The 22,832-nt window shown below is 37.3% G+C and carries 22 protein-coding genes; 13 read left to right on the top strand and 9 right to left on the bottom strand.

Going from position 1 to position 22,832, the window contains the following annotated elements; all coding sequences use genetic code 11:
* Positions 1–166 precede the first annotated feature (166 nt).
* Entirely contained in the window at positions 167–337 is a 171-nt protein-coding gene (locus BCL90_RS25645; RefSeq protein ID WP_165902650.1) for a hypothetical protein, read from the top strand.
* 221 nt (positions 338–558) lie between these two features.
* Here the strand turns inward: BCL90_RS25645 and BCL90_RS09345 are convergent, their stop codons facing one another.
* Positions 559–966: a hypothetical protein gene (locus BCL90_RS09345; protein WP_134380468.1), complete on the bottom strand. Its 408-nt coding sequence runs from the start codon at positions 964–966 to the stop codon at positions 559–561.
* 200 nt (positions 967–1,166) lie between these two features.
* On the opposite strand from BCL90_RS09345, the gene BCL90_RS09350 reads away from it, so the two are divergent.
* From BCL90_RS09350 to BCL90_RS09405, 11 genes are all read left to right on the top strand, one after another.
* Entirely contained in the window at positions 1,167–2,045 is an 879-nt protein-coding gene (locus BCL90_RS09350; protein WP_121284578.1) for a cell division protein FtsX, read from the top strand.
* Positions 2,045–2,272: a DUF3098 domain-containing protein gene (locus BCL90_RS09355; protein WP_121283753.1), complete on the top strand. Its 228-nt coding sequence runs from the start codon at positions 2,045–2,047 to the stop codon at positions 2,270–2,272. Before BCL90_RS09350 ends, BCL90_RS09355 begins: the two co-directional genes overlap by 1 nt.
* Positions 2,273–2,311: 39 nt before the next feature.
* Positions 2,312–2,515 (top strand): type II toxin-antitoxin system VapB family antitoxin, encoded by a 204-nt coding sequence (gene vapB / locus BCL90_RS09360; protein WP_029275802.1) that lies wholly within the window; start codon positions 2,312–2,314, stop codon positions 2,513–2,515.
* The gene (locus BCL90_RS09365; protein WP_121283754.1) at positions 2,515–2,901 is read left to right on the top strand and encodes a type II toxin-antitoxin system VapC family toxin; all 387 of its coding nucleotides are present in this window, start codon (positions 2,515–2,517) and stop codon (positions 2,899–2,901) included. Before vapB ends, BCL90_RS09365 begins: the two co-directional genes overlap by 1 nt.
* An 18-nt stretch (positions 2,902–2,919) precedes the next feature.
* The gene (locus BCL90_RS09370; protein ID WP_121283755.1) at positions 2,920–3,714 is read left to right on the top strand and encodes an undecaprenyl-diphosphate phosphatase; all 795 of its coding nucleotides are present in this window, start codon (positions 2,920–2,922) and stop codon (positions 3,712–3,714) included.
* A 26-nt stretch (positions 3,715–3,740) separates the two neighbouring features.
* Complete coding sequence (gene truB / locus BCL90_RS09375; protein ID WP_121283756.1) at positions 3,741–4,472, top strand: tRNA pseudouridine(55) synthase TruB; 732 nt, start codon at positions 3,741–3,743, stop codon at positions 4,470–4,472.
* Positions 4,469–5,329, top strand: a complete 861-nt coding sequence (locus BCL90_RS09380; protein ID WP_121283757.1) for a YitT family protein — start codon at positions 4,469–4,471, stop codon at positions 5,327–5,329. Before truB ends, BCL90_RS09380 begins: the two co-directional genes overlap by 4 nt.
* A gap of 147 nt (positions 5,330–5,476) precedes the next feature.
* Positions 5,477–6,463, top strand: coding sequence for a bifunctional riboflavin kinase/FAD synthetase (locus tag BCL90_RS09385; protein ID WP_121283758.1), 987 nt, complete (start codon positions 5,477–5,479; stop codon positions 6,461–6,463).
* 688 nt (positions 6,464–7,151) lie between these two features.
* Positions 7,152–9,365, top strand: coding sequence for a cation:proton antiporter domain-containing protein (locus BCL90_RS09395; RefSeq protein WP_121283760.1), 2,214 nt, complete (start codon positions 7,152–7,154; stop codon positions 9,363–9,365).
* A 137-nt stretch (positions 9,366–9,502) separates the two neighbouring features.
* Complete coding sequence (locus BCL90_RS09400) at positions 9,503–10,537, top strand: DUF2157 domain-containing protein (RefSeq protein WP_121283761.1); 1,035 nt, start codon at positions 9,503–9,505, stop codon at positions 10,535–10,537.
* A gap of 146 nt (positions 10,538–10,683) precedes the next feature.
* Positions 10,684–11,106 carry a secondary thiamine-phosphate synthase enzyme YjbQ gene (locus BCL90_RS09405; RefSeq protein ID WP_121283762.1) on the top strand — a complete coding sequence of 141 codons (423 nt, stop codon included), beginning with the start codon at positions 10,684–10,686 and terminating at the stop codon, positions 11,104–11,106.
* 1 nt (position 11,107) lies between these two features.
* On the opposite strand, the gene BCL90_RS09410 is transcribed toward BCL90_RS09405, so the two are convergent.
* The 3 genes from BCL90_RS09410 to BCL90_RS26225 form a co-directional block, all read right to left on the bottom strand.
* On the bottom strand, positions 11,108–12,076 hold the full coding sequence (locus tag BCL90_RS09410; RefSeq protein ID WP_121283763.1) for a YihY/virulence factor BrkB family protein: 969 nt from the start codon (positions 12,074–12,076) through the stop codon (positions 11,108–11,110).
* A gap of 160 nt (positions 12,077–12,236) precedes the next feature.
* Positions 12,237–13,556 (bottom strand): alpha/beta hydrolase, encoded by a 1,320-nt coding sequence (locus BCL90_RS09415; RefSeq protein WP_121283764.1) that lies wholly within the window; start codon positions 13,554–13,556, stop codon positions 12,237–12,239.
* 154 nt (positions 13,557–13,710) lie between these two features.
* Positions 13,711–13,947, bottom strand: a complete 237-nt coding sequence (locus BCL90_RS26225) for a DoxX family protein (protein WP_121283765.1) — start codon at positions 13,945–13,947, stop codon at positions 13,711–13,713.
* On the opposite strand from BCL90_RS26225, the gene BCL90_RS26230 reads away from it, so the two are divergent.
* A complete protein-coding gene (locus BCL90_RS26230; RefSeq protein WP_208529792.1) occupies positions 13,907–14,212 on the top strand; it encodes a hypothetical protein in 306 nt (101 codons plus the stop codon). The genes BCL90_RS26225 and BCL90_RS26230 overlap by 41 nt on opposite strands.
* A 287-nt stretch (positions 14,213–14,499) precedes the next feature.
* On the opposite strand, the gene BCL90_RS09430 is transcribed toward BCL90_RS26230, so the two are convergent.
* From BCL90_RS09430 to BCL90_RS09450, 5 genes are all read right to left on the bottom strand, one after another.
* Entirely contained in the window at positions 14,500–14,889 is a 390-nt protein-coding gene (locus BCL90_RS09430) for a LiaF transmembrane domain-containing protein (RefSeq protein WP_121283766.1), read from the bottom strand.
* 449 nt (positions 14,890–15,338) lie between these two features.
* Positions 15,339–16,028 carry a ribose-5-phosphate isomerase RpiA gene (gene rpiA / locus BCL90_RS09435; RefSeq protein ID WP_121283767.1) on the bottom strand — a complete coding sequence of 230 codons (690 nt, stop codon included), beginning with the start codon at positions 16,026–16,028 and terminating at the stop codon, positions 15,339–15,341.
* A gap of 976 nt (positions 16,029–17,004) precedes the next feature.
* On the bottom strand, positions 17,005–18,966 hold the full coding sequence (locus BCL90_RS09440) for a c-type cytochrome (RefSeq protein ID WP_121283768.1): 1,962 nt from the start codon (positions 18,964–18,966) through the stop codon (positions 17,005–17,007).
* A gap of 11 nt (positions 18,967–18,977) precedes the next feature.
* Positions 18,978–20,387: a 3-keto-disaccharide hydrolase gene (locus BCL90_RS09445; RefSeq protein WP_121283769.1), complete on the bottom strand. Its 1,410-nt coding sequence runs from the start codon at positions 20,385–20,387 to the stop codon at positions 18,978–18,980.
* A gap of 141 nt (positions 20,388–20,528) precedes the next feature.
* The gene (locus BCL90_RS09450; protein ID WP_121283770.1) at positions 20,529–22,817 is read right to left on the bottom strand and encodes a GH92 family glycosyl hydrolase; all 2,289 of its coding nucleotides are present in this window, start codon (positions 22,815–22,817) and stop codon (positions 20,529–20,531) included.
* Between the last annotated feature and the right edge of the window lie 15 nt (positions 22,818–22,832).

Below are 22,832 nucleotides of genomic sequence, written 5' to 3' on the forward strand. Positions count from 1 at the left end.
CATGATAATATTTTGCCAGCAGAAATGCAGAATAAGAAGAGGTTAAGGGTAAAACCCAGGCAACTTTTGTACAGTCAGATGTTACCATCTGACCGTCAAAGAAATTAAATTCAAGTAAATGCATAATTTATTATTTAGTATCTTCGTATATCAAAAAATCACTGTTATGACACATCTTACAATTGAAAATAAGAAATATGTACTCATCCCAGAAGAAAGTTATCAAGAATTACAAAAAAATGCAGCTTTAAAACATCATCCTGAAAAAACATTTTCTATTAATGAGGCGCGTGCTCATAGTAAAAAGTTAATCAGGAAATGGGCAACAGAAAAATAACAATTAAGGAATCTGTTGCAGAAAGTATTGCAGAAGTTTCTTTGTATTTAGAATCCCGGTGAAGTCAGATGTTACCATCTGACTTGCTATCAAAATGAATCTTATATGCGATTTAGTGTCAGTTGGTAACAACCGACACCACGGCAATAATATACCTCTACAAAAAAAATGCGCCATTGATTTAAAACCAATGGCGCAGCAAATAATCGGGAATTAAGATCTTATCTTGATAAAGAATATACTTTAGTCACGTTTGTTTTATCAATTTTAGCAGTAAACTCTAATTTGTTTGCAGTAATACTGTTTATTTTACAATAATTAAGTCCATCATTAATACTCATACTAAACTGATCCGAATAAATGATCACATATTCACCAATTGTCCTGTTTCCAGATAAACTTATCTCCACCTGGTCATCATTATTTGATTTATAATCAATATAATCAGTAGTTTTGCCGTAATCAACCTCTCCATTAAGTTTTTCGTCAGTATAACCTGTGGTTACAATCTTATTTAACGTCCAACGTCCCATCATTTGAGCTTTTAAAGAAGTAGTATCCTTTTTGCATGAAATAATGGTTGAGGTGAGGAGCATTAACAAACTTAGAATCGTAATTTGTCTTTTCATAGTTAAATTTAGTTTTAAGATATCCATAATTAACGCCGTTTTAACAAATTTCGTACCGACTTTCGAAAAAGAATCATATTTACTGAGGAATTTAATCCTCAAACTAAAAGCTAATCGCATACGTTATTATTCATTTAGCCATCATTAATTGGTGTTTATCAGGTATAATTTATATTTTCGCAGAAACAAAAATGAAATACATGGAAGAATTCGAAGTGAGTGATGCATCTAAAAAAACCAAAACCGTTTATATTTCCACTATAATCAGTATTGCCTTGGTTTTATTAATGCTGGGGCTACTTGGTTTGGTACTTGTGCATGCCAAAAACCTATCTAACTATGTAAAAGAAAACATCGTTTTAAACATTATTGTTGATGAAGGTGCAAAAGAAGCGGATGTTTTGGCTTTCCAGAAAGAGCTCAATGCGAACCCTGCCGTAAAGCAAACCCAATATGTAAATAAAGAGCTTGCGGCCAGAAATTTAACCCAGGATTTAGGTGAGGATTTTGTTAACTTTTTAGGGTACAACCCATTAACTTCTACCTTCGATGTGTATTTAAAGGCAGAGTATGCGAATAATAAAAGCATAGATGCCTTAAAAACAAGTATTTCTAAAAATCCTGTAGTTAAAGAAGTGGTTTATCAAAGTTCTTTAATAGATATGGTAAATAAAAATATCAATACTATCGGTTTGATTATTTTAGCTTTTGCAGCATTATTACTCATCATTTCTATCGCCTTGATTAACAATACGATAAGATTAGCAATCTACTCACAGCGCTTTTTAATTAAAAGTATGCAACTGGTTGGTGCAACGAAAAATTTTATTCGACGTCCTTTCTTATTATACGCTGCTTTGCACGGCCTGATTGCCGCATTTATTGCCATTATAATTTTATTGGCAACTTTAATTTATGCCCGCAAAGAGGTACCTGAAATTATTATTTTAAATAACTATCAGGAATTTAGCTTCGTATTTATAGGCCTCTTAATTGTGGGTATTTTTATAACAGGCATTAGTACATGGTTTGCGGTAAGCAGATATTTACGTTTAAAATCTTATCATCTTTATAGATAATGGCAGAAAAAAAAACAGGTCCGGTTGTAAAGGACGTTAAAAGCGAATTGGTTTTTACCAAACAAAACTATCAATTATTGTTAATCAGCATAGCAATTGTAGCGGTTGGTTTTATATTAATGATGGGTACTACTGGAGATATTTATGATTTCAGAAGAACTTTACTGGCACCTATTGTGGTATTGGCAGGTTTTGCTTTTGGTATTTATGCCATCTTAAAAAAATAAATGTTTTGTATTCAGTAAAGTGTTTTTTAACTTTATAGTATGACAACAACAAATTTGCAGATCGAAATTAATTCGCTTCCCCTAAACCTTAGGCAGGAAGTTGCAGATTTTGTTGAATTCTTAAAAACAAAACACAAGAACAAGCCGAAATTAAAATCACGTGAGTTCGGGTATGCAAAAGGTAAAATCAAATTATCTGATGATTTTGATGAACCGTTAGAAATGTTTGCTGATTATATTTAATGGCATATCTATTAGATACTCATACCTTCTTGTGGTTTGTAGCAGGAGATAGTCAACTGCCAATTTCAATAAATAAAAAATTATCTGACATAAATCAATCCTGTTTCTTGAGCATTGCCTCTCTTTGGGAAATTGCCATCAAAAAACAAATTGGAAAACTCGATTTAAAAATTGGTTTTGAAGAGCTTTTTAGATTTGCAGAAAGAAACCAGATTGAGATTGTCTCCATTAATGAAACCCATCTTACGACATTACTAAACCTCGAATTTATTAACAATGATCCTTTTGACCGGATTATTGTGTCACAAGCAATTTCAGAAAATTTAACCCTGATATCGAGAGACAAAAAATTAAAAAACTATAAAGTAAAATTACAATGGGACTAACCCATTAATCAATGATATATGAACTATTTTGAAGCCATTATCCTGGCAATTATTGAAGGTTTAACTGAATTTTTACCTGTATCGAGCACAGGTCACATGGCCATAACATCTGCACTAATGGGAATCGGTAAAGATGACTTTGTGAAACTTTTTGAAGTTGCTATTCAATTAGGTGCAATCTTGGCAGTAGTCGTAATTTACTGGAAAAAATTCTTCAACTTTTCTGATTGGAAGTTTTATCTGAAATTAATTATTGCTGTTATACCTGCTTTAGTTTTTGGTTTTCTATTGAATGATTTTATCGATAATACTTTAGGTAATCCTATATTTATCTCTGCAGTTTTATTAATTGGAGGTATAATACTCCTATTGGTTGATAAGTGGTTTAAAAACGCTACAATTGATAGTGAAAAAGAAATCACAAACGCAACTGCGCTAAAGATCGGTTTTTTTCAGGTACTTGCTATTGCTTTCCCTGGCCTGAGTAGAAGTGCCGCGACAATTTTGGGCGGAATGAGTCAAAAATTGACAAAAAGTGCGGCCGCAGAATTCTCATTCTTTTTAGCAGTGCCTACAATGTGTGCAGCAACAGGATACAAGATTTTAAAAGGATATCATTTGTTAAATACAGAAAATATTAAGCTGTTATTAGTTGGCAATATTGTCGCCTTTATTGTTGCCATAATCGCTATAAAATCATTTATCGGCTTTTTAACCAAACACGGATTTAAAGTTTTTGGCTGGTACCGTATTGCTTTGGGAATTATCATCTTAGCATTGTTCTTATCAGGATATCATATTGATATAAACTAATCCGTATCTTTGCGCAAAAAAGATTTGTGAGTACCGAAAATTCTAAATTCAAAGACTTCAATTTTGCTGAAGGCGAATTGCTTTTAATTAATAAACCATACAAATGGACTTCATTTGATGTGGTGGGCAAAATCCGTAATTCTTTAAAACCACTAAAACTAAAGGTTGGTCATGCCGGCACTTTAGATCCCCTTGCTACAGGTTTGTTAATTATCTGCACCGGCAAGCTAACGAAACAGATAGACACTTTTCAGGCTGAAGAGAAAGAATATACCGGTACCATGATTTTGGGCGCTACTACCCCATCATTCGATATGGAAACGGAGGTTGATCAAACTTTCGAGATCAGCCGCATTAATGAACAAGAAATTTATGCTGCCTGCAAACCATTTATAGGCGATATTGAACAATATCCACCTGCACATTCAGCAGTGAAGGTAAACGGCGAACGTTTATATGTAAAAGCAAGATTAGGTGAAGAAGTTGAATTACGTAAACGTTTTGTAAGCGTTCCGGAATTTGATATAACACGGATCGAACTGCCAGAAATAGATTTCAGGATTGTGTGTAGCAAAGGCACTTACATCCGCTCCTTAATATCCGATTTTGGTAAAACTTTAAATAACGGCGCTTATCTTTCTAAACTTACCCGTACCCGAAGCGGAAACTTTTTACTAAAAGATGCATTTGAGGTATTAGAACTTGTTAATTATATTCGCAGTAAGAAAGAAGAAGCTAAAACTGAAACAGAAGCATGAACCGAATCAAAAACAGGCACACCAGACTTATAAAAGAAATTCTTTTAATTATTGCAGGTGTAACTTCGGCGTGTTTTGGCCTAAAAAGCTTTTTAATGCCAAGCCATTTTATTGACGGTGGTGTTACCGGTATTTCCCTTTTGTTAAGCACCTTAACTGGCTGGAATTTATCATACCTCATTGCCATCATCAATATCCCATTTGTAATTTTAGGTTACAGGCAAATTGGCAAAAGCTTTGCCATCAAAACTGCTATTGCCATTGCTGCGCTTTCACTGGCACTAATTATCCTACCCTTTCAGCCCATTACACACGATAAATTGCTTATTGCATTTTTTGGCGGTTTGTTTTTAGGTGGAGGAATTGGATTGGCCATGCGTGGGGGCTGCGTAATTGATGGTACAGAAGTTTTAGCACTTTACATCAGTAAAAACAGCATTTTAACTGTTGGAAATATCATCCTGATTTTAAATATCATTATTTTTGCTTTCGCAGCTTATTTCTTAAACATCGAAACTGCGCTTTATGCCATTCTAACATACTTATCGGCATCCAGCACTATCGATTTCATCGTAAATGGCATAGAGCAATACACCGGTGTGACCATTATTTCAGAACATCAGGAAGCCATAAAAGGATTCATTATTAGCGATATGAAACGTGGTGTTACCATTTATAAAGGTGAGGGGGGATATGGAGAAAAGAAAGATATCGATATTATTTTTACCGTGGTGACCAAACTAGAAATGAGCAAATTACAAACTGCTATTCGTCAGATTGATCCGGATGCATTTGTGATACAACAACAAATTGCCGACTTAAAAGGCGGGGTAGTGAAACGCCATGCTTTACATTAATAAATAAATAGGAATTTGGGCATGCCCCTAAGCTACGCAAAGGGTCGGGCTGTATGCTAAATCCCCGAGAAATTCCGATAGTTATCGGGACGAGGATACCGCTTCCATCCCTCATGCAAACCCATACCAATAAAATAGATTTTACCATTGAAAATATACCATAACCTTTCGGATTTTAAAAAATTAGATAATGCCATTGTAACCATTGGCACTTTTGATGGTGTACATTTCGGACACCAAAAAATCATTAAACAACTGGTAGAAAAAGCAAAGTCCGATAAAGGAGAAAGCGTAATATTAACTTTTTTTCCACACCCGAGAATGATTATTGATCCTGAAAACCAGGATCTAAAAATGATCAATACCATTAATGAAAAAGCAGAAATTTTAAAAGGTTTGGGGGTAGATCATTTAATCATCACACCTTTTACCAGAGATTTCTCCAATCAGCTGCCTGAAGATTATATAAAGAACACATTGGTGAACAACATTGGCACCAGACATATTATTATTGGTTACGACCATCGGTTTGGTAAAGACCGTTCGGGCAACCTAAACGATTTGAAAGCTGCTGGCATACACTACGGCTTTACTGTGGAGGAAATTATGGAGCAGGATATCCATGACGTTGCGGTAAGCTCAACTAAAATCCGCCAGGCACTTTTGGTTGGAGATGTAAGTTTAGCTAATGATTACCTCGGCTACTCTTTTTCTATTTTTGGAAGGGTAATTAAAGGCGATAAAATAGGCAGAACAATCGGTTTTCCAACTGCTAATATCTTTGTAGAAGAAACTTATAAACTGATTCCGGGCGATGGCATTTATGCAGTTACTGTAGAAATGAGTGCCGAATTTAAAGAAGATTCAGAATCAACAAACAGACTTCAGACTACGGACTCCGGACTTCGGACTTACAAAGGCATGGCCTACATCGGGCAGCGTCCAACCATTAATGGGATGACCAGAAACATTGAGGTAAATATTTTCGATTTTAACCAGGAAATTTATGGACAGGACATCAAGATGAATTTCTTGAAATTCTTACGTCACGATGTAAAATTTACCGGATTAGAAGCGCTGACCGTTCAATTGCAAAAAGATAAAGAAGCGACGCTGGATTATTTTAACAGGTAAATATTTTAGCTTATCAAACACGATCGTCATCTCGACTGAAACGCAGTGGAATGGAGAGATCTATCTAAACAGATTTCTCGACTTCGTTGCACTCCGCTCGAAATGACGGTAACTAGGGACGAGAGTGATTTTATAAACTCAATTTTAATAATCTAAGTCAAAAGGGTATTTAAGTCTGTTTAAATCAGATTTCCCTTTCAAAAAAGCCTTATTTTGGTTATATTAGCAGCAATGAGGCTTTTTTACATCATTTTCTTTCTATCTATCTCCATTAATTTTGCGGTCTTCGCATCGCAAGAACAAGGAAATGATGCCGCATTAAAAAACACTAAAATCAGTTTCTTTTCCTGTAAAAAAAACATCAACCTTAATCTTGGTTTCAATCAGGATAATGAAAGCCTGCAAAAAGATTTTATTAACAGTTCTGTTGTAAAAATATCTTCCAGTGCTTTTGTTCTGATCACTTTTTGGCTATTTCTTTTTTTCAAGAACAAAACCATCAGTACAAAAGTTGTAATCAAAAGATTAAAGCATAATTATTGGTGCCTGTTTAAGATGCTCTATCCAAAACATGTTTTTTGGTAAGTAATTTCATTTTTAACCACTTCAATGTGGGTTTTCAATAAAATGCCAGGTATCAATTATATCTGGAAATAAATTATTTAAACACCATTATCTTTTTATATAGATGCATTTACCCGATTTAATAGCCGATTTAGGATTAATCCTTGCTGCCGCAGGAATAACCACCCTTATATTTAAAAAAATTAAGCAGCCCCTCGTTTTGGGCTATATATTGGCTGGCCTGTTGGTTGGTTCTCATTTAGATTTTTTTCCCTCTGTTACCGATACCAAGAGTATTAACATTTGGGGCGAAATTGGTGTAATTTTCCTTTTATTCAGCCTTGGTTTAGAATTCAGCTTTAAAAAACTGGTTAAAGTTGGCGGTTCCGCTTCCATCACCGCAATTGTAAAAGTCCTTTTTATCATTCTGGCGGGTTACTTAGTTGGTAAAGCAATGGGATGGAAAGATATGGATAGCCTGTTTTTAGGTGGAATCTTATCCATATCCTCAACCATGATTACCATAAAAGCCTTCGAAGAACTTGGCCTAAAGCATAAAAAGTTTGCCGGTCTGGTTTTCGGGGTTTTAATTGTTGAAGATCTGGTGGCTATCTTGTTATTGGTGTTGTTTTCTACTTTAGCGGTAAGTCAGCAATCGGCAGGTACAGAAATGCTGTATTCTATCTTAAAACTAGCATTCTTTTTGGTGCTTTGGTTTTTGGGCGGAATATTTTTGATTCCTTCATTCCTTAAAGCAACCAAAAAATTAATGAATGATGAAACCATGTTGGTGGTATCTTTAGGTTTGTGTTTGGTGATGGTATTATTGGCCGATAAGGTTGGCTTCTCTCCTGCTTTAGGTGCGTTTATAATGGGTTCCATCTTAGCCGAAACTACACAGGCAGAAAGGATAGAACACTTAACCAAATCGGTAAAAGACTTATTTGCCGCGGTTTTCTTTGTTTCGGTTGGTATGCTGATTGATCCTGCTATGCTGGTTAAGTACTGGGTTCCAATTTTAGTGGCCACCGTGGTTATTATCTTTGGGAAAATCATATTTACCATTTTAGGTGCGTTATTGTCTGGCCAGCCGCTAAAAACTTCGGTACAGTCAGGCATGAGTTTGGCCCAAATCGGTGAGTTTTCATTCATCATTGCCTCATTAGGCTTAACCCTTAAAGTAACCAGCGATTTCCTTTACCCAATTGCTGTGGCAGCGGCAGCTATTACAACCTTTACCACACCATATCTGATTAAACTATCTGAACCTTTTTACCAGTATTTAAACCGCGTTTTACCAAAAAAATGGCTAGATGGTATAGAAAGGTACAGCTCCAGTACCGAAGGAATTACCACATTAAGCGACTGGAAAGTTTTATTAAGGTCTTATATCTTTAATACGATTATCCACTCGGTAATCATCATAGCTATCATATTTCTGGCTTACCGATATGTCCAGCCATTTATCGTGAGCAATATTGCCAATAGTTTAACCTCAATTATTATCAGCGTAGTCGTTTCCTTTATTTTAATGTCGCCGTTTTTATGGGCTTTATCAATCAGAAGAATCCAACGAACAGCCTATTCTCATCTCTGGCTAAACAAAAAGTATACCCGGGGACCATTAATTGCCATTGAATTTTTCAGAATAGCCTTAGGGATCTTCTTTGTAGGATTTTTAATGTATGAATTCTTTGACACCTGGATTGCAGCTGTAATCGCATTAGGCCTGATTATTTTAGGCATGGTTATCTTCTCCAGGAAACTGCAGTCTTTTTATGATAAACTGGAAAGACGTTTCATGTTGAATTTAAATGCCCGCGAGCATCAAAAACCTGATATTTTACCCTGGGATACCCACTTAACAGAACTCACTGTTTCTCCTGAATCGGAAGTGGTAGGAAAAACGCTTACCGAATTAATGATCAGGGAAAAATATGGTGTAAATATTGCCCTAATCGAACGGGGAAGAAATAACATTCCAACACCAGGCAGAGATGAGCGGCTTTATCCAAACGATAAATTGTTGGTAATCGGAGCGGATGATCAGCTGGCAGCTGTTAAAGCACTTTTAGAAGTTGATGCTCCGGAAATAGCTGAAGAAAGTAATTTTCCGAATAAAGAAATGACCTTGCAAAAGGTTGTTGTTCATACCGAATCGCCTGTTTATGGCATGAGTATCAGAAATGCAGGGATCCGCGAAAAAGCACAGGCACTAATTGTGGGTATTGAACGTGGTGCTGATAGAATATTGAATCCTTCATCAGACTTTGTGTTCGACAACGGCGATGTAATTTGGATTGTTGGGAACAATAAGAAGATTAAGGAGGTTATATAGTTTTGATCGTCATTGCGAGAAGGCTTTTTCAGCCGACGAAGCAATCTTACAACGATCGCTCATAATCGAAAAGATTGCTTCGTCGTACCTCCTCGCAATGACGATCTAATTTTATATCTTCGTGTATAACCTAACCTATGAAAGTCGATAGAGAAAAGAGTGAATTTCTTGATGATATGATCGAGCAGTGGCAAAGTGATGGGATCATTAACGAAGAAACAGGAAATAAACTCCGCAAAAGTTATGAGGCTAAAAATTTTGATTGGCTCCGTTTAGCACAATATGCATTTTGGGTAGCCTTAGCTTGTGGTTTTATTGCTCTTGGATCTTTATTAATTGATAATTCAATTTTAAACTACCTAAAACGAGTTTATAATACACCAAACATTGTAATTGCCTTAGTTTCTGGCGGCTTGGCCGCGTGGCTTTATATTTTGGGTTTCAGGCGTAAGAAGAAACTGGCTCATTTAAAGTTTAGCAATGAAGCGATTGTGTTTTCTGCAATTTTACTCACGGCGAATGCAATTGCTTATTTCGGAAAAGCGCTGGATAATGGATCTGGCAATTTCTCCATCCTCATTTTAATATCTGTTTTTATTTATGGTGCTTTAGGTTATATCTTCAATTCGCGTTTAATCTGGATTTTTGCTTTAATATCTTTAGGTGCCTGGTTTGGCACAGAAACTGGGTATTTAAGCCGTTGGAATTATTACTTCCTTGGTATGAATTACCCTTTGCGTTTCGTGGTTTTCGGAGCAGCATTAACCGCAGCATCGTTTATTATGAAAGCTTTCCCCAAAACACAAAACTTCTTTCAGGTCACCTATATTGCAGGAATGGTTTACTTGTTTGTATCACTTTGGGCCTTATCTGTATTTGGCAACTTTGCCAGTTTAGAAGAATGGTATAAGGTTAGGCAGCTGAACTTGTTTTATTGGGCATTAATTTCAGGAGCTGTTTGTGTAGCAAGTACTTTATTTGGTTTAAAACACCGGGATGAAATTGCCCGCGAATTCGGCATTACCTTTCTCTTTATTAACCTCTACACACGCTATTTTGAATACTTCTGGGACAGTTGGCATAAAGCTTTGTTTTTTTCGGTCCTGGCAGCCTCGTTTTGGTTGATAGGCAGAAAAGCGGAGAAAATATGGAATGTAGAGTTTTTGAAATAGAATCCTGAGATTAATTAAAATACACTAATCGTCATCTCGACCGTAGTGGAGAGATCTATGAATTGAAAAAGTCAGACACTGTCTGACGAATTTGAAAATTTCAAAATTTCAGATCTGTTTCAAAAATTTAAAATGAATTAAAATCAATGAAAATATATCAACAATCCTTAGCACTGAGAGAAAGAAAAAGGGGGTTCCATATCATTACCGATGAGGTTGAGGATGCCTTGCCCCAAATTGACGAGATTAACATTGGTATTTGCCAGGTTTTTATACAGCACACCTCAGCTTCACTAACGATTAACGAAAATGCTGATCCTACAGTTAGGATAGATTTTGAAATGTTCTTTAATAAAACGGTTAAGGAAAACGATCCCGATTATGAGCATGACTATGAAGGATCTGACGATATGCCTGCCCATTTAAAATCGGCACTTTTGGGTAGTTCTGTAACCATCCCGATAAGAAATGGCAGATTGGCGCTTGGTACCTGGCAGGGAATTTATCTTTGCGAACACCGCAACCATGGAGGACAAAGAAGATTAATTATTACTGCCTGGGGAGAATAAATTATTCTTTTTTCACTTCTTCCATAATTTCAGGATGATTATCCTGTATAGATTTTCCATCCATTTCTACCTCAATTTCTTTAGTGGTAACCGCATAATGAGAAGGGTAAATTTCTGAGCCAAAAGCAACAGCATAAGCCTTCGTAAACTCAGCCCCGAAATATAAAATAATAGAAGAATAATAAGTCCATAAAAGCACCACAACCAATGAGCCCGTTGCACCATAAGTACTTCCCACATTGCTTTGCCCAATATAAATTGAGATGGCAAATTTGCCGATCATAAACAGGACAGCAGTTACTATTGCTCCGGCAATTACATCACGCCATTTTATAATTGCATCGGGTAATACCTTAAATATTACGCCAAATATTAATGAAATAACAGCCAGGGTAACAATTTGGTTAACGATGTAAAATACGATAACAGATACTTCGGCAAAGCGAGCCTGTAAACGGCTGTTAAAAGCATCTAAGACTGAAGTTACAGCAAGCGAAACCAAAAGTACAAAGCCCAAACTGATAATTACCGAAAAAGACAAAAACCTGTTCTGTAACATCTTTACCCAGCCTCTTTTAGGTTTTGGTTTTAAGCCCCAAATGGTATTAATTGAATCCTGAATATCGCCAAAAACGGTAGTTGCTCCAATGAGCAGGGTGATGATACCAATAATTAAAGCGATGGTGCTTTTCCCATCCAGATACGCATTCTTAATTAATTGTTGTAAAGAAATGGCCGATTCTCTACCTAAAAACCCTTCAAGCTGGGCATAAACCTGTCCTTCAGCCATTTCCCGCCCTAAAAATATACCGCATAAGGAAATAATAACCACAAGTAGTGGAGCCATGGAAAACACCGTGTAGTAAGCTAATGAGCCGCTGAGCTTGGTTACTTTATGATCATTAAAGCCAGTAAACGATGCTTTTAAAATGCTCCATATTCCTTTTAAAGTAATTTTATTCTTTGCCATAAATAACCTATTTAAGATGAGACGCCCTAAACTTAAACCGCTTATTTTTTGAATTGTTTGTTAATTAATTAACGAAGGCAAGGATATCAGGAAATCAAATGCAACAAAAAAGCTCCGGTTTTAGTCGGAGCTTTTTCTTTATCGATAAGTCATTTTAGTTTTATTTGGCCTTAATCCATGAAGCTAAATCATTAACCAAGGTTTCGGATACGCTTACGGCTGCCTGATATTGAGCCATGGTACCTTTTTCGGTTTGTGAACTTAACAGGTGATTTAAATCAGGGTAAAATTTAAGAACCACGTTTTTCTTTTTATTCAAAGCAGCGCTCCATAAATCAAAATCTACTTTACCTACCTGAAAGTCATTTCCACCTTGCAATACGTAGATTTTAGGTTTCGAAAGACTTTTAGCTACAGCAACCTGATTGTAGGTATTTAAATCTGTCCAATATTTAGCAGGCAATCCTAAAATTACAGAATCAGGTTTTATGGTAGTTCCCAGCTGCGAAATTCTACTTTTATTAATTTCCACATCAGCATCTGCCAATTGTTTTTTAAAGGCAGCTGTTGTATCATTAGCCTGATCGAACATATATTTATTCTGATCAACAATAATATCGGTTAATTTTCTGGCAGGTGCTGCTGCTAAAACAATTCCTGCTAAATCAGGTGTAAGTGTTGCAATTTTAGGTGCCAGCATTCCGCCTAAACTATGACCGAATACATAAACCGCTTTAGGATTAGCGCCAACAACCGTTTTCGCTAAAGCAATGGCTGCGCTTGCATCATCCAGCACCTCTTCTTTTACAGTGAAAGCCTTGTTAAATTCATTCGGATAGACTAATGTCCGTTTTACATAACGAACAGAAGCAATGCCTTTGGAGGCTAAACCGCCAGCTAAATCTTTAAAGGGTTTATTCACACCAACCGTCCCATCCATATCGGCCGGGCCGGAGCCATGTACAAAAACCACTACAGGGAAATTTTTGACATTTTTTGGCGTGGTAATAATGGCGGCCAATTGTTTTCCTGCCGGTCCAATATATACTGATTTTTCCTGGTATAAACTGGTATCAACGTAAGTGGGTTTTAAATAGGCGACCGCTCTTCGAGATGGGGCAAGGAAGATTCCGACTATTTTCTGTTGTTTATTAAAACCTAAAATAAAGTTCTGATCGCCGTTAGCAAATTTACCTTCAACCGTTACCGCGAAAAACTCGCCCTGGGCTTTACTTTGAACGGCATCTAAAGCCTCTGCCTTTCCATATTTTGTTCCGATATCTCCCCAAAGTTTCTTTAAGTTTTCTTCTGTTAATTTCGTTTTCAAAGTATCATCAAAGAAAGCGTGGGCATCTTTAAATTTCTCTTCCTGTAACAGTTTAAAAAAGTCGTTTGCGCCATTGAAAAGCTGGATCACATTTTGAGAAAATGCTGAAGTGGTAAATAATAAAGCGATTATGAATAAAAGGCTCTTTTTCATTCGTGTAATATTGTTTTTAGGGTGATTAAACCATTATGATTCCACATTAAATCTGGAATCATGATCGTTTTATTGTTGTGTTTGGTTGTTTGCAATACCCAAAGTTAACAATATTTGGTTCTGAAAAGTCTTTAACTAAACTAACCATTTAGTTTTAACTATTTTTAACATTTGCTGCAAGTTTTTTCCATAAAATGTAAGGAGTAAACATAGTAACCAAAGCAACAAGTGGTGGGATCAGCAGCGATACGCCATCGCCAACAAATGCCCCCAAAGCAAAGGCACCAATAAAATTAATGGCAAAACCTGCATAGACCCATTCTTTAATAGTTTTAAATTTATTTTGAAGGATGGATGCCGCCCCAAGCAGTTTTGCAATGCCAACAATGATGAGCGGTGGTGCAAACTCCTACTGGAATTTACTTTTATATCTGGTTGAAAAACTTACAGATAGAGATACTGCCATTTTAGCCGCTAAATATTTCGCTATTGATATCAACCGTGAAAGTCAGCTGGCTTTTATGATGTTTCATGGGCTAAAAGGATGTTTTCAAGAAATTACTGGTTTAACACCGATTGAGTACCGGAACAAATACCATAAAGCCGTACCTGTTTGCAGGTTTAACTGTACTTACAGAAAAAATAAAAAAATTTAAGCTGTACACAATATATTCTATTTACAGCGTTTATGTATGTGAGAGCGTTAATTTAGATGACGGGGATACTGCCTAAGGGTGGAATCCCCGTTTCTTTTTTGTTTGTCATCCTGAGCGTAGTCGAAGGATCTCTTGAAACAGATTTCTCCGTTCCGCTTCACTTCAGTAGAAATGACGGTAAAGAAGCTAAATAATCTATCATTCATTTTTAGTCCCATTTGTTCAAATAAAAAAGGGACATTGTTAAAAAATGTCCCTTTTTAAGATATATGATGGAGTTAAGAATTTTAGCTTTGCTTATCAGTAAAATCAACTGGTTTCTTTTCAAAATACTGATCGAAGTTTTGTGCTTTTTTAGGTTTTAAAATTACATACAGTCCTAATCCGATTAATGCCATTGGAATACTAATCCTAAACAGATCAAAATCAAATATGTTTATCGCTCTAAAAGTGAATAAGCCCCCAATAATCGTCAATGCCAACCAGCTGCTTCCCTTAAAATCTTTACGATAACCCATCCACAAACCGACACCTAACATAATGGTATGCCATTTCAAGATCCAGTGTGGAACATCAATTCCCCAGTTTCTTAATAAGAATACCGAACCAATAGCGATAATTAAAATGCCTAGACCAAATTGTTTATCTGCGTGATTTTTTTTGATTAAATTTTCCATGACTGTCTGTTTTTATGATTCAAATGTATCACGAATAGCAATGCTGGAGAATGGCTTTTCCCTTAGTTGTCTTGTTTTATCGGTGAGTGAAATAAAACTGTCGGTAAAAATTTACGGCGATTTAAGAAAAGAAGAAATTATCGGTGAAATTATCAGTTTTGCCAAGTGAGTACCAAGAAGACGGAATTAAAACTTAATAACCAGAGTTCGATTAATGTTTAAAAATTAATGTAATTTATTAGGACGAATTAGCTAGCCGTTTCGTCATGCTGAATTTATTTCAGCATCTTTCCTATTAAACCGCCATGCTATAAAGACCCTGAAACAAGTTCAGGGTGACGACCGTTCATGTAAGGTGCCAAATAACCCAAATTAAAGCACATTATTAATCGAACTCAGGTTAATAATCTACAAATAAACCAATGCCTAATGAACCAGTGAACCAACTATCATTCGAAAATGACGATATCTGCCCCTTCGCTCATGATTACTTTTGAAGTAATGTTAATGAATAAGCCATGTGCCAATAATCCATTAATCTGATTGAGATCAGAAGATAGTTTTGCAGGATCATCAATAAGGCCAAAATCGGCATCGATAATCAGGTTTCCATTGTCGGTAATAAATGTCTGGCTTTCTATAGTTCTCAATATTCCCTTTCCACCAAGTTTATTAATCTGATCGGATACATATTGATAGGCTAATGGTATTACTTCGACTGGTACCGTAAAAGCACCCAGCTTTTTTACTTTTTTAGAAGCATCTGTAATGATGATGGCATTTTCACTAAGTGAAGCAATTATCTTCTCTCTAAACAGTGCCCCGCCTCCGCCTTTAATCAGATCGAGTGATTCTGTAAATTCATCTGCTCCATCAATACTGATATCAATTTTGCTTAAGTGCCCAAGGTCAAGAATTTCGATCCCTAGCGACTCTGCAAGCTCCTGTGTCCGAATAGAACTTGCAGCAGCCTTTATCTTAAGCCCTTCTTTTACTCGTTTACCTAATTCTTTAATGGCAAAAGTTGTAGTAGAACCAGTACCCAGGCCTACTACATCGCCATCTTTAACAAATTTTACTGCAGCCTGGGCGGCCGCCAGTTTTTCTGCATCTTGTTGGATTTTATCTATAGTAGCCATAAAGTAAAAATAGGTTTAAATGATAAACATCGCAAAAACGAAAAAAAAAATTACTCTCGATGCAATAAATCGTTTTAATAGCGTTTATGTATATGAGAGCGTTAATTTAGATGATGGGGATTCTGCAATAGTGGAATCCCCATTTCTTTTAGATGATATATAGAAAGATCGTAAAGGTCGTTAATGGCAATCCCGATGCGATGCAACAAAGAGGAATAATTTAAAAAAACAAAAGATTTTTTGTTTACCTATTCTTTACCCTTTATTTACCCTTTCTAGGCACCAGGTTAACCCCACGGTTACCCCTGGCTTACCTATCCGTTACCTTTTGGTTACCTAAAAGGTAAAGCCAGCGTCTTTTTTGGGGCTTTCTGTGGTAAGCCAGGGCCGATGCTACCTGCCAGCAGGTACCCAGGATACCTATCTATACTGTTGGTCCTATCTGTAATAGCATAAAGTAAGAATAGGATTTATGAAAACCATCCCAAAAACGAAAAAAATTTTACTGCTAATGCAATAAATCGTTTTTATAGCGTTTATGTATATGAGAGCGTTAATTTAGATGATGGGGATTCTGCAATAGTGGAATCCCCATTTCTTTTTTAAGTCCATCCCATACTTTCATTTATATGGTCCTCGTTTGTAACAAGGATTAACGAAAATCACATTTGTAATGTGGAGACAATGATCAAAACCTATTTTTATGGCGATAAAATCGCCACTCTCATACATCCTCGTTACAAACGAGGACGATGATAGGATCCCCATTTCTTTTTCTAAGCATTTTGTCATCCTGAGCGTAGTCGAAGGATCTTTTCATTTAATAGACCCTGAAATAAATCCGATAGCTATCGGATCAGGGTGACGCTTCAATTAAAAATTTCTGCTCATCTCCCCACACCAACACACTTCATTTTCTTATAAAACAAAAAACGGTTGGTATTTCTACCAACCGTTTCCTAAGAACTAAAGTATCTTATTTATTTAAAGAGTTTATCCAAGCTGCAATTTTTAAAGCTTCAGCTTTGGTTACCTGCGGCATTGGAGGCATTTCTGTTGAATAACCCGGCCAGTTTTGTGGTTGTGGATTGTGGATCAACTGAAATATTTTCTCCGGTGAATATTTACGTTTTGCAATTTCTACAAAGGGTGGGCCTATCTGCCTTTTGGTTTGATTATGGCAGGCCAGGCAAGTGTTTTTAGTTAACAAGCCCTCAACCTCTTTAAAGGTAGGTGCCTTAGCAGCAGTTACAGGCTTAGCCGGAGTACGCGTTCCTTTTGCTTCAGGTGCTTTTCCAGTTGTTGCCTTTGGTGCAGCTGTTTTCTTAGCAGGAACATTTACCGGTGTTGCTGAGTTTTTAGTGCTTACTTCATTCGCAGATAGTTTATTTCCATCAGGAATCTGGTTCAAGGTATAATAAGCTACCGGATGAACTAAAGAATAAAAACCATCTTGAGACCTTAAACCATCTAACGTTAAGGTATGGATATAATATTGGCGAAGGTTTTGCACAATAATTCTGGCTTTTAAACCATCTGCTGAAACTTTAACCCCAGAGATTTTTAATTTTTCGGTGTTTACCGGAGGCGAACCATACACAGGGTGATATTTGTAAATAAAGCTTTCTGCGTCATACGAAGCTAAATCTTCGGCAGATTTACGATCAACCGGCATAGTAAACTCCACTTCAAAACCATCCGGCATTGCCCTAACAGCTTTCATTTCGAAAGGGGTTTTATTGTTATACACCAATCTTTCTAAACCTTCGTTGGCATCACCCGCCGATCCCCAGCCACGGTTGGTTTCTCCAACAAATAGTGAGCCATCAGTGCCCCACTCTAACCTCAATACTCCTGAACGGAAACCTTTACGGAAAAGGAAAGCAGCACCTTGTTCTTCACCCTTCACTGTCTCCATAAAAATTCTTGAAATAATACTCATTCCCTGATCGCCAACTAAAATCTGACCAGCGAACGGGCCAAATGTATTTGCAGGAATCTTAACAGGTTCGGCAGAAGAGATACCCAAAATACCATAAGGTAGCCAAACTGATGGCAAACGTAATTCAGGGAATACTTTCTTCATTTCGAATAAGGTTTTAAACGTTTCGTTTACCCTATTCTCTGGTTTAATGTATCTTCCTTGTTCGTTTTTGGTTCTACGCTCGTCTATTTGCGAGTAAAAGAAATCTGACTGCAGTTTAACTGGAGAGTTAGGCAGATTTGTCCACCTTAAACTGGCCGGGTGCCCCATAAAATCACCTTTTTTTACTTTCCATAAACCACCTGAACCTACCCAGTCGCCCTGGTTTTCGGTATAATAAAACTGACCATCAATACTGCCAATACCAGCTGGCGAACGGAAACCCGCAGCATAAGGGCTCATTTTACCATCTTCGGTAATGTTCATGGCCCAACCACGCATGGGTACACGGCTTTCTGCACGCCACCATTCTTCATCGCCAAAGGCCACGTTTCCGGTAACCATAAAAGTACCATCAGGCATTAACTTCGGTCCAAAACTATATTCGTGGTAGTGCCCGCTTAAAGGCCATGCATAAATGGTTTCGTACACATCGGCTTTGCCATCCTGGTCTTTATCTATCAATTTGGTCAACTCGCCGCGCTGTGCCACATATAATGCACCATTTTTATAGGCAATGCCCAAAATTTCGTGCAAACCATAAGCAAATCTGCGCCAGTAAGGCTTGGCACTTGTAGGGTTTTCTACGATGTACACTTCTCCCCTACGGGTTGAAATGCCTAAATCACCATTTGGTAAGGTAACCAGACCACCAACTTCTAAAATGGGGCCTTCTGGTACACGTACTTTATTTATCCTGAAAAAATCTTCTTCTTTAGGTGTTTCTTGTGCAAAAACTGTAGTAAAGCTAAAACTTAATGCCAGTATTGCTAATTTTTTAAATGTATTTCTCATTGTTATTCCAATTAAAACAAAATGGTATAATTTAACTTAGTTCCAATAGCTACGATCATTTCTTTATAACCATCAACCGTTCTGATTACTGGTTTAGCAGCCCCATCAGCGAGTTGTATATAATAAGATTTATCATCGATCAGATATAAACCTTTGGCTACTTCTTCAATATTGGAAGCGGTTGCCAACAAAAAATATAGGTCTTTTGATGGCTTATCAACAGCAATCTCTCTCGTTAAACCTTGTCCATTTTCCATCACTTTAACGGCGTCAGTAACATTTGTTCCGTTAATGATATATTTAAACTCCGGCCGATCCTGTTTATCCATTACATAACCCTTGGTTCTGAAACCAGTACCAGTAGTATCAACAATCCATTTATCCTGATCGCCCGCTAATTTTGCAATGGCTAAAATTGGCTTTTTAGTAAAACGGGTAACACTGCCCAAAGCACGTGAGGTACCATTTCCACGGCCATCCCACATTGGCGTAGCATCGATAAAATCGCCGTGCCATCCCTGCAATAATGTACCATTATCTAAATCGTAGCTATAGGCAACTTTCTCTGGCCCACCTACCGAAATAGCGTGCACAGAGCGTACTCCAGGGGCTACATCAACAAAACTTCTGATCATGTTGTTGCTTCCTGCTTCAATGTAAATTGGATCTGCCCCACCATTCTGGCTGGGTTTTGGAATTTCTGATAGTTCGCTGATCTGGATATTTCTGAATGCTACAGAACCGTGATCGCCTTGCAAGCGTAAAGGTCCTTTTGCTTTTTCAGGTCCTGCAGCTCCTCTGGTTGCACCAAATAATTCAACATTTTCATGAATCAGTACACCATTTAGTTCTGCACTGACGATTTTAGCATTTTGCGTTTTTTTTCCTGAAGCATCAAATTTTGGTGCCTGGAAGATAATTTTAATGTGCTGCCATAAACCTGGCGCTTTACTTACATTCTGACGGGGAGCAACACCACCAAATCCTTTATCGGCTTCCGGTTTGCTATCGTCCCAGCGTTGATAAATACCGCCATTGTTTGATGATGTGACATTTTTCAATCCCCATGCATCGTCAATCTGGATTTCATAATTACCTTGAAGATAAATGCCAGAATTTGTTCCTTTTGCTGTTAAATAATCTAATTCTACCGCTACATCACCATATTCATTTATGGTGTATAAATCAGACCCGGCTTTTTTCGCGGTAGATTGATTAACCAAAATCCCTTCACCTTTAGTTGTTTTTAAAACATTTTCGGCATTTAGATCGGCCACTACATTTTGGCCCAATGACCATGAATTTAAAGGATTTTTAAAGGCTGAAAGATCTTTGAGATCAATACGCTGGCCAAAGGCCAACAGGGTTCCGAAAAGCCAGCAAATGGCTGTAAAACCCGTCTTTAAGACGTTGATGTTCATATATTTGGTTTGTTAGTTTTAGCCATATTAAGGCCAATTATTACTTTAAAAATCAGACTGTATCATAAAGTGTAAACTAATCTGTCTTTTGACAGGCTCAGGATGACAATTCTATTTTTATGATACAGTCTTTATCTTTCTCTATTTTTCTGTTGATAATGAATAAGGGAAATCGGCTGGATTTGAACCTCTGGTTTTATTCGGCATTGCGGTCATATTAAAATTTAATACTGCACCTTTTTGTAAACCACTGTGGCTGATCCAGTTTTTAGAATATGGTTTACCATTCATTTGCAATGACTGAACATAACGGTTGTTATCGCTATTGGCTGCTGCATTAATTACAACCGTTTTACCATTTTCTAAAGTAATGGTTACCTTTTTAAACAAAGGAGCACCTAAAACATACTGATCAACTGCTGGTGTTACCGGGTAAAAACCCATTGCCGAGAAAACATACCAGGCTGAAGTTTGTCCGTTATCTTCGTCACCGCAATATCCATCCGGAGTAGCTTTGTACATCCTGTTCATGGTTTCTCTCACCCAATACTGCGTTTTATAAGGCGCGCCACCGTAGTTATACAGGTAAATCATGTGCTGGATGGGTTGGTTACCATGTGCGTACTGGCCCATGTTTGCAATCTGCATTTCGCGGATTTCGTGAATTACACCACCGTAAGCACTCTCATCAAATACCGGAGGCATAGAGAAAACTGAATCCAGTTTGGTTACAAATTTACTATGTCCACCCATTAATTTGGCCAAACCATCTATATCCTGAAAAACAGACCAGGTATAGTGCCAGCTATTGCCTTCGGTAAACGCACCGCCCCATTTAAATGGACTGAAAGGGCTTTGGAAAGTTCCATCCTGATTTTTGCCACGCATTAAACCTGAAGCCGGATCGAAAAGATTCTTGTAGTTCATCGCTCTTTTCTTATAAATATCGATTTCTGATGCTGGTTTACCCAAAGCTCTTCCCAGTTGATAAATGGTAAAATCGTCATAAGAATATTCCAGGGTTTTAGCTGCATTTTCATTCTTTTTCACGTCGAAAGGTACATAACCCAATTCGTTGTAATATTTAACACCATCGCGACCTACGGCTTCCATCGGACCTTCGTTGTTTGCACCATGTTTTAATGCCTGCCATAACGTTTCGATGTCGTAACCACGCATACCTTTAATATAAGCATCAGAAACTACCGAAGCAGAGTTATTACCCACCATAATGTTTGCATAACCCGGACTGCTCCACTCTGGCAACCAACCACCTTCTTTGTAATCGTTGATTAATCCTTGTTGCATTTCCTTGTTAATTGAAGGATAAACCAGGTTTAAGAAAGGATATAATGCCCTAAAAGTATCCCAAAAACCTGTTCCAGCGAACATGTATCCTGGTAAAACCTGACCGTTGTAAGGACTCCAGTGAACGATCTGGTTTTGTGCATCAATTTCGTATAATTTATTCGGGAAAAATAAGGTACGGTACATTGCCGAATAGAAAGTACGGGTTTGATCAATCGTACCACCTTCAACTGCAATTTTGCTTAAGGTTTTGTTCCAGATTGCTCTGCCTTTTGCTTTAGTGGCATCGAAGCCATCGTTAGCCAGTTCTCTTTTTAGATTTAAATCGGCCTGCTCAAAACTGATAAATGAAGAAGCTACTTTAGCAATTACCTGCTCGCCTTTTTGTGTAGCAAAACCAATAACGGCACCGGCATGATCGACAGTTAACTCTAAATCTTTATCGTTAAGTTTTTTATCATTCCAGGTTTTAGCCAATTTGAAATCTTTATTGAAATAAATTACGAAGTAATTTTTGAAATTTTTAGGCAGTGGACCACGGGCATATTTAGTGGTATAACCGATAATTTTTCTTTCTGCAGGAATAATTTTAATGTAAGAACCTTTATTCTGCGCATCTACTACCACATAAGCACTATCGGTTTTAGGGAAAGTAAACCTAAACTGGGCAGCACGTTCTGTTGGGGTAATTTCGGTGGTTACATCGGCATCTGCTAAATAAACACTGTAATAATATGGTTTAGAAACCTCTGCTTTATGGCTAAACCAACTTGCACGGTCATCATCAGTAAATCTTAATTTGCCAGTAACTGGCATGATAGAAAAAGCGCCGTAATCGTTCATCCAGGGCGAAGGCTGATGTGTTTGTTTAAAGCCGCGGATTTTGTCGGCATCGTAAACATAGGCCCATCCATCTCCGTTTTTACCGGTTTGTGGAGACCACATGTTCATTCCCCATGGCAATCCGATTGCCGGGTAAGTATTTCCATTTGATAGATCTGGTTTTGAAGCTGTTCCCATCAATGGGTTAATCCAATCTACCGGATCTGTGATTTTGCCAATTGTTTGCGCGAAACTGGTTGATGCCGCGACACTCAATAAGGCGATAAATAATCTTTTCATTTGTTGTGTTTGTGT

This window comes from Pedobacter alluvionis (assembly GCF_003664035.1).
GTDB classification, from domain to species: domain Bacteria; phylum Bacteroidota; class Bacteroidia; order Sphingobacteriales; family Sphingobacteriaceae; genus Pedobacter; species Pedobacter alluvionis.